Annotated in this window: 9 protein-coding genes; 7 read left to right on the top strand and 2 right to left on the bottom strand. The window is 40.8% G+C overall.

The genetic code is table 11. The features are described 5' to 3' along the window. The first annotated feature begins 285 nt into the window (after positions 1 to 285). On the top strand, positions 286 to 1,215 hold the full coding sequence (locus QXQ25_04920) for a pyridoxal-phosphate dependent enzyme (protein MEM0161045.1): 930 nt from the start codon (positions 286 to 288) through the stop codon (positions 1,213 to 1,215). A gap of 17 nt (positions 1,216 to 1,232) precedes the next feature. On the opposite strand, the gene QXQ25_04915 is transcribed toward QXQ25_04920, so the two are convergent. Both QXQ25_04915 and QXQ25_04910 read right to left on the bottom strand, forming a co-directional pair. After that, complete coding sequence (locus tag QXQ25_04915; protein ID MEM0161044.1) at positions 1,233 to 2,825, bottom strand: APC family permease; 1,593 nt, start codon at positions 2,823 to 2,825, stop codon at positions 1,233 to 1,235. Positions 2,826 to 2,981: 156 nt separating this feature from the next. Next, the gene (locus QXQ25_04910; protein ID MEM0161043.1) at positions 2,982 to 3,326 is read right to left on the bottom strand and encodes a hypothetical protein; all 345 of its coding nucleotides are present in this window, start codon (positions 3,324 to 3,326) and stop codon (positions 2,982 to 2,984) included. A 129-nt stretch (positions 3,327 to 3,455) separates the two neighbouring features. On the opposite strand from QXQ25_04910, the gene QXQ25_04905 reads away from it, so the two are divergent. The 6 genes from QXQ25_04905 to QXQ25_04880 form a co-directional block, all read left to right on the top strand. After that, positions 3,456 to 3,743: a 4Fe-4S binding protein gene (locus tag QXQ25_04905; protein ID MEM0161042.1), complete on the top strand. Its 288-nt coding sequence runs from the start codon at positions 3,456 to 3,458 to the stop codon at positions 3,741 to 3,743. Positions 3,744 to 3,745: 2 nt separating this feature from the next. Further along, positions 3,746 to 4,885: a 2-oxoacid:acceptor oxidoreductase subunit alpha gene (locus tag QXQ25_04900; GenBank protein MEM0161041.1), complete on the top strand. Its 1,140-nt coding sequence runs from the start codon at positions 3,746 to 3,748 to the stop codon at positions 4,883 to 4,885. Next, positions 4,882 to 5,721 (top strand): thiamine pyrophosphate-dependent enzyme, encoded by an 840-nt coding sequence (locus QXQ25_04895; GenBank protein ID MEM0161040.1) that lies wholly within the window; start codon positions 4,882 to 4,884, stop codon positions 5,719 to 5,721. Before QXQ25_04900 ends, QXQ25_04895 begins: the two co-directional genes overlap by 4 nt. Positions 5,722 to 5,723: 2 nt before the next feature. Continuing rightward, a complete protein-coding gene (locus tag QXQ25_04890) occupies positions 5,724 to 6,242 on the top strand; it encodes a 2-oxoacid:acceptor oxidoreductase family protein (GenBank protein MEM0161039.1) in 519 nt (172 codons plus the stop codon). After that, the gene (locus QXQ25_04885) at positions 6,235 to 9,612 is read left to right on the top strand and encodes a hydrogenase iron-sulfur subunit (protein MEM0161038.1); all 3,378 of its coding nucleotides are present in this window, start codon (positions 6,235 to 6,237) and stop codon (positions 9,610 to 9,612) included. The genes QXQ25_04890 and QXQ25_04885 overlap by 8 nt, the downstream gene beginning before the upstream one ends. After that, positions 9,609 to 10,277 (top strand): (Fe-S)-binding protein (locus tag QXQ25_04880; protein ID MEM0161037.1); only part of this gene is annotated, 669 nt, incomplete at its 3' end. The genes QXQ25_04885 and QXQ25_04880, both read left to right, overlap by 4 nt.

The raw sequence follows: 10,277 nt of genomic DNA, 5'->3' as shown, positions 1-10,277 counted from the left end.
GACACGTTCTATAAATCCTATTATCACGCTTACAGATTTAGTTTCAAACATTTTTTTAACCCTTTACATTATTTTTAATATCATTTCTTTATTTAAAATTTTTGGAAGTATTTTTGACTTGGGTAGTTTCTAGTTCGAATTGAATAATCTTTTACTATTAAAAAATAGCGCATTCTAAAAATCATAGTTAAAACCTATATTTCAATTCCAAAAAATATTCATGTCTGTAGCATAAGATACAAAAATTTATTAAATTCATATAAATATATAGATTCGATAAAAATTATGATTAATAAAACAACCTTGCATAGAGCGATGAATCTAGAAAAACTATTAAAAATTAACAACATTTATTTAAAATTTGAAGGTACTAATCCAACAGGAACGCAGAAAGACAGAATCTCAATTTTGCATGTGGATAGAGCGATAAATGAGGGATATAATACCATTACCGTCGCAACGTGCGGAAATTATGGTAGCTCTATTGCATATTTTGCATATTTAAAAAATTTAAAGGCAGTGATATATATACCAAGACAGTACCATACGCTGAGAATTCAGGAGATGGAAAAAAAGTATAATGCAAAGGTGGTGCTGGTGGATGGAAAATATGAAGATGCTGTGGCTGAAAGCAAGAAAAACGCAAAAAATAGAGGATGGTTTGATGCCAACGCAGGCGAACATCCAGATCTTAACCGCGATGGGTATGAGAAAATTGCAATTGAGATTTTTGAAGACCTAAACTCTGCACCCAGTACTGTCTCCGTTCCAGTAGGAAATGGAACTACGATCTCTGGTATATATCAAGGCTTTGAAAATTTATATAATGCTGGAAAGATTAGCAACATTCCAAGAATGATTGCCGCTAGCACAGATGGCGGTAACCCGATAATAGAGAGCTTCAATAATCATCAAGATGAAATCACAGACCTAGATCCTAGAAAAATTAAAGAAACTGAAATAAACGAGCCTCTCGTAAATTATCATGCCTATGACGGAGAGCTGGCATTAAAAGCACTTATAAACTCAAATGGATTTGCAGAATATGTATCAGATCAAGAGATGGAACATTACAGTAAACTCATAAAAGATTATGAGAACTTAGATGTATTACCGGCCAGCACTGCCTCATTGGCAGCATTGATTAAAATACTGAAAAAAAATGTTATAACCGGAGCCCATGTGATAATATTAACTGGCAAAAAAATAGAATAAAAAAAGAAAAATATGTTTTATTCCTGGTTCGTTTGCTTTAGGTACTCTTCCAGAGACTTTGTTTTACGGCCACTGACCTGAGCCCAGTAATAGAATATCAGTGCTACGACACCTACCGCTATGAAATCGTACGGGAACTGTATGATATTGAGCCCTCCATAATTGCTCGGCCCTATATAGGAAAGAATTGCAACGATAATCAGCAATACAACCATCCACAATCCAGACTTTATATCTTCCACAGAAAATCCATTTTTATGATAGTAATATGCAAACATTATCAATCCGGCAAGCACTACGGCAACCACTTCGCCAGTCAGAGGCCATGTAGACCAGTACACTATCAAAAATGTGAATATGAACGCTATCGGTGCAATGATTTTGGCACCTTTCAGCACAAATAAACGCTCAACATGCGGTGCAGTTCTTCTAAGCACGTTTATGGATGCAGGACCCATTACGTAAGCAATTACGAGTGTGGACGTCAAAATACCCACCAACAGATGCCAGCCAGGGAACTCGTACAAAAATGCCAGTCCAACGACAAATCCGAGAATCAGAGACTTTGCTGGTATTTTCGTTTTTTTGTGCAGATCCGCAAAGGTTTTAGGTGCATAACCATACTCTGCCATTGACTGGAATATTCTTGCAGGGTATGCAGCATAGCTGATACCTGCGCCTGTAGGTGATATCACGGCATCGATCATCAATATTACGACAAGCCACCCGAGCCCCACTGCAGAAGCTTCTTTCGCAAATGGCCCAGATAACAATGTTGAGCTGCTCAAAGCGCCCCAGTTACCGGCAGTCACGCCTGCAGATGTCCAGTTAATAGCACCGATAAACGCAATTTGTAGCACGATATATAGTGCCAAAACCAAAAATACCGCATAGATCACAGATTTCCAGATATAATCTTTATGCTTTGCTTCAGCAGCCATATTGATAGCAGCTCTGTATCCTTCGAACGAAAACACTATACCGCCCAGCACCAATGCATAGAATATTCCCGAGTATCCCTGATAAAAGCTACCATAAGCTGTAAAGTTGGTAGGATGCAGTGCCAGTGTTATAAGCGTAATTGCTGCCAGTGCAGGTATTGCCCATTTCCAAACCATTATTGCGCTAGTAATATTTCCAAATATTTTTACAGCCTGCAAGTTTATTATAAGTATTATTACCAGTGTAATAAAAGCAACGAGATATCCCAGAGGCAACAGTGTTCCAGATGAATTAACTAGCCCATTTACAAAAAACGATAAGTACGTGACCATCGCGATTGCTTCAATGGGTGGGGTCATAATATCCGAGAGCCATGCTCCCCATCCAGCAAGAAATCCAGCCAATTTTCCATGCGACATCTCGCCTATCGGAGTGGATCCTCCTGCAAGAGGAAAAGCGGTAGAAACCTCCATAAAAGTCAATGCCATCAGGATCACTATTATACTGGCGAGAACCCAAGACAAAATCGCGCCAATCGGGCCGGCGTATGAGGCTGCATAAAGAGAGGCAAACAGCCAGCCAGATCCTATCATTCCCATGGCATTCAACATTATAAGGTTAAAAAGGCTCAAATCTTTTTTGTATCCAGACGAAAATTTTTCAGCCATGAAATTGTTATGAAAATTCCTATATATAAATATTACTTAATGTGAAAGATTATATAATAAAAATTATTTACAAATTGAGGTTTTATTTAAGAAATTTTTTTATGTTATATTATGTTAAATACTGAGTGAATATTTTACTGTATAATAGATGAAAATTCAGTCTCCGGCAGAAAGGTAAATGTCTGCCATTTTATGCAGGTGTTTCAGGTCCACGTCAACGTATAGTTCATGATCCTGATGTGTATCTATGTCCTCAAAATCCGGTAATGTGATATTACAGGTTTTGCAAACCAGATAATTTATATTTTTATTGTATTTTCTGGTAGTTTTAGATGTTCTGCCCACATAACTGTTGCAAGGTTCATATGTTTTAAAGAACACTCTGCCGTCATTCATAGATTTAGAGTTACTGCATATTAAAACTTCAATCCCATCATGCTTGTAACTAGCGGCGTACTCGCATTTCTCGCAACTGCTTTTTATGCTTTCATTTATTTTCATATTAACATCTTTTTTATTGCTTTATTTTTTAACAATTAAACATATTTTAATATGTTATTTAAACTTTTTTGTTTAGAAAGAAAAAAAATAAATAGTGCTATTCATATAAATAATATTTAGTGAAAAAAAATGATAAAAGAGCTTACTACTGTTCAAAAAGAAATTATAAGAGAACCTGTAAACACAAACAAATACAAGCTGCCTAAAGGGAGAGTGCACATTATTGCAGATCGCTGCAAAGAGTGCGGTTATTGCTGGAGCTATTGCCCGAACGAAGTGCTCGAAAAATCCACAGTTTTCAATAAAAGCGGCTATCATCCACCGCAGGTAAAAAAGGGGAAAGAAGACAGTTGTGTAGATTGTGGTATGTGTGAATCTATTTGTCCTGACTTTGCAATATTTGTGGAGGAGGTTTAAACATGAACGGGCTGATAAAACCTGGTGAATATTTTATCAATGGCAACTTTTCTTGTGCAGAAGCAGCACTTGTAGCGGGATGCAGATTTTATGCAGGATATCCTATCACACCCTCGTCCGAGATCCTGGAGCGGTTAAGCGCAAGATTGCCTGAAATAGGAGGTCATTTTATAGAAATGGAAGATGAAATTGGGAGCATGGCTGCAATCATAGGTGCTTCGAATGGCGGATTAAAGAGCATGACTGCAACGTCAGGACCAGGATTTTCGCTGATGCAAGAAAATCTGGGGTTGGGGATAATAACCGAGACTCCGGCAGTAATAATTAACGAGATGCGTGGTGGTCCATCGACAGGATTGCCTACTCGAGTGGGGCAGGGAGATGTTATGCAGGCTCGCTGGGGCTCTCATGGAGATTATGAGGCAATAGTATACACCCCGGAAAGTATCCAAGAGATCTTTGAACAGACTATCAAGGCTTTCAACACCTCTGAAATATACAGACAGCCTGTTATTGTTGCCACAGATCAAGTGATCGGGCACATGTCAGAGAATCTGATTGTGAAAGATCTCGAAAATTATGAAATAGTAGAGAGGAAAGTGAGAGACAAGTCAGACAATTACAAACTGGTTTATGACTTTACCAAAGACTTCATACCCATGATACTTCCAGGCACTGGGCTTAAAGGAAATATCGACAGCCTTACGCATGACGAGAGAGGCTATCCTTCTAACGAACCTGAAATTGAAGAAAAGATGATCAAACATATATTGAGCAAGATACAAGATAATGAAGATAAGATCATCGAATATGAAGAGTATATGGTTGATGATGCAGACACTGTAGTAATTGCGTACGGCATAACTGCCAGGTCTGCAAGAAAGGCTGTCAAGGATGCGCGCAAAGAGGGATATAAACTTGGGCTGTTCAGGCCCATCACGTTATGGCCGTTTCCAAAAAAGAGGATTGAGCAGATTAGCAGAAAAATATCTAGATTTATTGTTGCAGAAATAAATTTCGGGCAGTATGCACACACAGTGCGCGAATATTCAAAAGTGCCGGTAGAGGAAGTGCACTATGTGCCTGGAGCAATACCAGATCCCGCATTGATCTTAAAACTTTTAAGAGGTGAACAGAGATGATAGCTGGCGAAGTACAGCATCCGAAGGATCTGTATCTAAGAAGTGATCGTTTGCCGCATATCTGGTGCCCTGGCTGTGGGCTGGGAATAGTACTAAAAAGCTATCTGGACGCAGTATTAAAATCAGATATTCCACTAGATAATCATGTACTGATTTCCGGAATCGGCTGTACAGCTAGGTTGCCTGGTTACGCCAATTTTGACAGTTATCACACTACTCATGGCCGTGCTATAGCTTTTGCCACGGGCATGAAAATTGCAAACCCAGCTCTTAAAATTGCAATAATTAGTGGTGACGGAGATCTGTTCAATATAGGGGGAAACCACATAATACATGCTGCACGCAGGAACATGGACCTATTGGTAATATGTGTGAACAATTTCAACTATGGCATGACCGGTGGACAGCATGGTTCTACCACGCCTACCGGTGCAAGAACCTCTTCCACGCCATTCGGAAATGCAGAGCAGAGTTTTAATCTACCTTATATTATGAGTGCTCTGGGTGCATCTTATGTAGCAAGATGGACAACGCTGCATGTAAGGCAGCTCGTCAGTTCAATCCAGAATGCAATGAAAGTCAAGGGATTTGCATTTATTGAGATTTTATCACCTTGTCCGCCAAATTTTGGAAAATATAACAGTTTTTCAGACGGTTTGGCAGAGATGGACCATTACAGAAACTACTCGATCGTAGATCCAAATGCAAAGCTTGAGGATATAACCATTGACATATCTTCAAAAAAGCCTATTGTTTTAGGAGAGTTTGTGAACAGACGCAGAGAATCATATTTAGAATCAGAAGAAAGATTGATAAAAAAAGCTAGAGGTGAGTAATAGTGAAAGAGTTGAGAGTATATGGATCGGGAGGGCAGGGGATCATTACGATAGGGCATCTGATTGGGGAGGCGGCTATAGAAGACAAAAAAAGCGTGATCATGACCGAAGAGTACAGTCCTTATGTAACCGGTGGCTGGTCTCGCGCAGATCTGATAATCTCAGACGAACACATAGATTATCCGATGGTAACTGGTCTTGACTTTTTAATCACTTTAACACAAGAAGGGTTAGACACAAACATTCAAATCTTGAAAGATGACGGAATAATAATACTGGAGAGCAGTATTGTAGATTATGATGGTTCAAATGCCATAGCAGTTCCTGCAAAAGAGATTGCAGAGTCATTAAAGAGCAGCAGAGTAGCAAACATAGTGATGCTTGGTGCATTTGCTGGTGCATCGCATGTGATATCCAGAGATTCAGCAATAACTGCCATAAAACGCAGGTTTCCGAAATACGAAAATCTAAATATCGAAGCATTTGAGAGAGGATTTAGAGAAGGTGAGAAGCATGAGTGATACTGTAATGGTCATAGGAGGTGGCATTGCTGGAATACAGGCCTCTCTCGATCTTGCAGAAGCAGGCTCAAAGGTAATAATGGTAGAACGCAGTCCTGCGATAGGTGGCAAAATGGCGGGATTAGACAAAAACTTTCCTACTCTAGACTGTTCAATATGCATTGAAGCTCCAAAGATGAGTGATGTTACGCACAATCCAAACATAACATTATTAACGCTTGCAGAGGTGCAAAAGGTAGAGGGTAAGCAAGGAGATTTCAAAGTCACAATTTATCAAAAACCCAGATTTGTGACCAGCGCATGCACAACCTGTGACCTATGTACGCAAGCTTGTCCGCAATTGCGCAAGAATGAGTTTGACTATGGAATAGGAGTGAGAAAAGCAATTTACACTCCTTTCAGTCAGGCAGAGCCGGGAATGTACGTAATAGACATAGACAGTTGCCTCAATGAACCTCCAAACTACCTGCCTTGCAATAGATGTATAAATGCTTGTGGCCCAAATGCCATAGACTTTAACATGCGTCCTAGAGAGATCACTGAGCATGTAGGCGCAATCATTGTAGCCACAGGTTTTGAGTTGTTCAATGCTAGTTTGCTAAAAGAGTTTGGATATGGAACCGATCCTGATATTTTGACTTCCATGGAATTTGAGAGGCTTGTCAATGCTGCCGGGCCCAGTGATGGAGAGATTATTGTGCCAAGCACGCACAAAGAGCCTGAAAATTTGTTGTTTGTACTATGTGCCGGGTCCAGAGATCAAAGATATGTACCATACTGTTCCAGATTCTGCTGTATGTACTCTGTGAAAGAATCAATACAAGCAAAGGATCATGGCATAAAGAATATCACTATTTTGTATATGGATATCAGGGCTTATGGCAAGAACTTTGACGAGTTTTTCAATCGTTCGAAAGAGAGTGGAGTCAGATACATACGTTCCCGACCTTCAAGCATACGCAGGGACGGAAATTATATAAAGGTAAGATATGAGAGCTTTGAAAAAGGGCAAGTTTTGGAAGAAAACTACGATATGGTGGTGCTTGCCACTGCAGCGATACCAAGCAAAGGTACAAAGGAATTGTCCACAGTTTTAGGAATTGAGATTGACAAAGACGGCTTTTTCAAAACTGTTCCGTCTAGTCCTGTAAAAAGTACTAGAGAAGGCATATTCATTGCCGGCTGTGCTTCAGGGCCAAAAGACATTCCTGATAGCGTGACTGAAGCTTCTGCTGCCGCTGCAGAGTCATTGCAGTACATAGACGAAAGAGTTTGGATAAAAATGCCTGTTGCCGAGCCTTTAGAGCTTGCTCCAGAGCCGAGAGTAGGCGTGTTTTTATGCGATTGCGGTTCTAATATAGCAGGTGTAGTAGATGTTAAAAAAGTGAAAGAGAGGGTTAAAGATATCAAGGATGTAGTTTATGTAGAAGAGAACAAATACACTTGTGCCGGCAGCACGCAAGACAGCATTGCTGCAAAGATCAGGCAGTATAATCTGAACAGGGTTGTTGTTGGTGCATGCTCACCAAAGACGCATGGAATAACATTTCAGAGAGTTTGCGCGAGAGCTGGCTTGAATCCATACCTTTTCGAGATGGCAAATGTCAGAAATATGGATTCTTGGGTTCACAAAAATGAGAAAGAGGCAGCAACAGAGAAAGCGTACGAGTTGGTGGATATGGCCATAGCCAAGGCCAGATATCTAGAACCGCTGGAAGAGATGGAAATTCCGGTCACGCATACGGCAGTAGTGGTAGGTGGAGGCATAGCTGGAATCACTGCCGCGACGGCACTTGAAAAGATGGGTATAAACACGCATCTTATTGAAAAAGATGACAAATTGGGGGGATTATTGAACAATATTACAGACCTTGCTCCTATGGGTATTGAAACGAAAGAGCTGCTGGATATTCGAATAAAAGAGCTTGAAGGGTCTGGTGCAAAATTGCATTTATCTACGACCGTGAAGAACGTGTCTGGATTTGTAGGCAACTTTAATGTTCAGCTTTCAGATGGACAAACCATACCGGCCGGTGCAATTGTAATGGCAACAGGTGCAGATCCATACCAACCTAAAGAGTTTAGCCAGGGTAACATAATGACTTCACTAGAATTGGAAAAGAGGATCAATGACATAAAAGAGGAAAAGATCACTATTGTTTCATGCATTGGTTCCAGAAACAAAGACCGGGGCTGTTCTCGTTTTTGCTGCTCAACAATGCTCAATCAAGCAGTTCGTTTGAGGGAACAGGGAAAGAAAGTAAGAGTTTTGTACAAAGATATCAGAGCTTATGCACGATTTGCTGAAGAACTGTACAAGAAAGCAGGTGATCTAGGAGTGCAATTTTTCCATTATGATCAAGAGAAAGTTCCTGAAGAGGTGGTAAAGTATGAAAATGGCACTGTGACCATACCAGATGAGCTGACCGGAGATACTTTGAGCATACCCACAGACCTGCTGGTGTTGAACATAGGGTTAGTGCCTAAAGAGAATGACATGATCAATCAGCTAAAATTATCAAAAGATGAAGAGGGATTTTTGCTAGAGGTCCATCCAAAACTGGGACCTGTAGAAGCTGCAGTTTCAGGGGTGTTTTTGGCAGGCACTGCGCAGGGGCCTAAAGATGCAAAAGAGTCGATGATGCAGGGGCTAGCAACTGCAGCCAAAGCGTCAAAGATACTGTTCAAAGATAAGATTACGAAAGAGCCGCTCATTGCATACATAGACCAGGACAAATGTATAAAATGTATGAAATGCACAACCGTCTGTCCGTACGGTGCGATTAAGGGAGAATTGAAAAAGCATGTGGAGATCGTGCCGGCAATGTGCATGGGTTGCGGAGATTGTATAGCAGAGTGTCCTACAAACGCGATATCAATGCCAAATTTCACTGATGCTGAGATTTTGACGCAGGTAGATGCTGCAACAGAGAAAAATGCGGATGAGAAGCTGGTAGTGTTTGCTTGTAACTGGTGCTCGTATGCAGGCGCAGACCAGGCTGGGATCTCGAAGATCCAGTATCCTCCCAGCGCAAGGGTGATAAGAACAATGTGTTCGAGCAGAGTTTCGCAAAAGCTGGTAATGCACGCTTTTGAGCGTGGAGCAGCAGCAGTGTTAGTAACAGGATGTCACATCAATGATTGCCATTACATCAATGCGAACGTGGATACTGAGAAAAGGGTTGAACGATGGCGCAAGTTCTTGCAGAACAGAAATATTAATCCTGACCGGTTGCAGCTTTGGTGGGTCAGTGCTGCGGAGGGAAACAGGTTTGCGTTTAAGATTCGGGATATGGACAAGCTTATAAAAGGGCTTTCTAAAGAAGAGATTCATGAAACGCCAGTAAAGCTAAAGGGGGTGAAATCATGATTAATATAGATGATAGCCGCTGGGAGCATGTAAATGAGCTTACAGAAAACGTGGGAAACATATGTTATCAGTGTGGAGTATGCACTGCCAGATGCCCGATCGGGGCAGTATCTGACGACTTGCTGAACGTTCGAAAACTGGTTCGTTCTGCACAGATCGGCATTGATTACACTGATAACTTATGGAGCTGTGCCACGTGCAAGCTCTGTGAAACCACATGTCCTAGAGATGTAAAGATTGTAAATGTGCTGTTAGGGTTGAGAAAGCTGGCGTTTGAAGAGCATAAAGTTCCTGAAAAGATAGAGAAGGTAGTGTGGGACATTTATGAAAACGGCAATCCCTGGGGCGGAAAAAAATCAGAACGAGCAAAATGGGCAGAAGGCATGCAAATTAAGGATGCGAAGAAAGGTGTTGATGTTCTTTTATATGTAGGCTGTGAAGCAGCATATGACAAAAGGATACACAGTGTGACCAAGGCTATTGCAGAGATTCTAAAAGCCAAAAACATAGATTTTGGAATACTTGGTAATGAAGAACTTTGTTGTGGTGAGCCTCTAAGAAACGCTGGTGAATGGGACTATATGGAAGAGTTGGCAACAAAGAACATCAACGATTTTAAAAACACGAATGCAAAAGTGATTGTTACCGTTTCTCCGCACTGTTCC

The sequence above is a fragment of the Thermoplasmata archaeon genome, assembly GCA_038729465.1.
Classification (GTDB): Archaea; Thermoplasmatota; Thermoplasmata; order Thermoplasmatales; family ARK-15; genus JAVRLB01.
The sequence above is the reverse complement of the archived record's forward strand: the minus strand, read 5'-3'. Positions and strand labels throughout refer to the sequence as shown.

Coding starts and splice junctions, on each gene's coding strand:
- QXQ25_04895 (MEM0161040.1), top strand. CDS start 4,882: ATGATAGCTGGCGAAGTACAGCATCCGAAGGATCTGTATCTAAGAAGT.
- QXQ25_04910 (MEM0161043.1), bottom strand. CDS start 3,326: ATGAAAATAAATGAAAGCATAAAAAGCAGTTGCGAGAAATGCGAGTAC.
- QXQ25_04885 (MEM0161038.1), top strand. CDS start 6,235: ATGAGTGATACTGTAATGGTCATAGGAGGTGGCATTGCTGGAATACAG.
- QXQ25_04905 (MEM0161042.1), top strand. CDS start 3,456: ATGATAAAAGAGCTTACTACTGTTCAAAAAGAAATTATAAGAGAACCT.
- QXQ25_04920 (MEM0161045.1), top strand. CDS start 286: ATGATTAATAAAACAACCTTGCATAGAGCGATGAATCTAGAAAAACTA.
- QXQ25_04900 (MEM0161041.1), top strand. CDS start 3,746: ATGAACGGGCTGATAAAACCTGGTGAATATTTTATCAATGGCAACTTT.
- QXQ25_04915 (MEM0161044.1), bottom strand. CDS start 2,825: ATGGCTGAAAAATTTTCGTCTGGATACAAAAAAGATTTGAGCCTTTTT.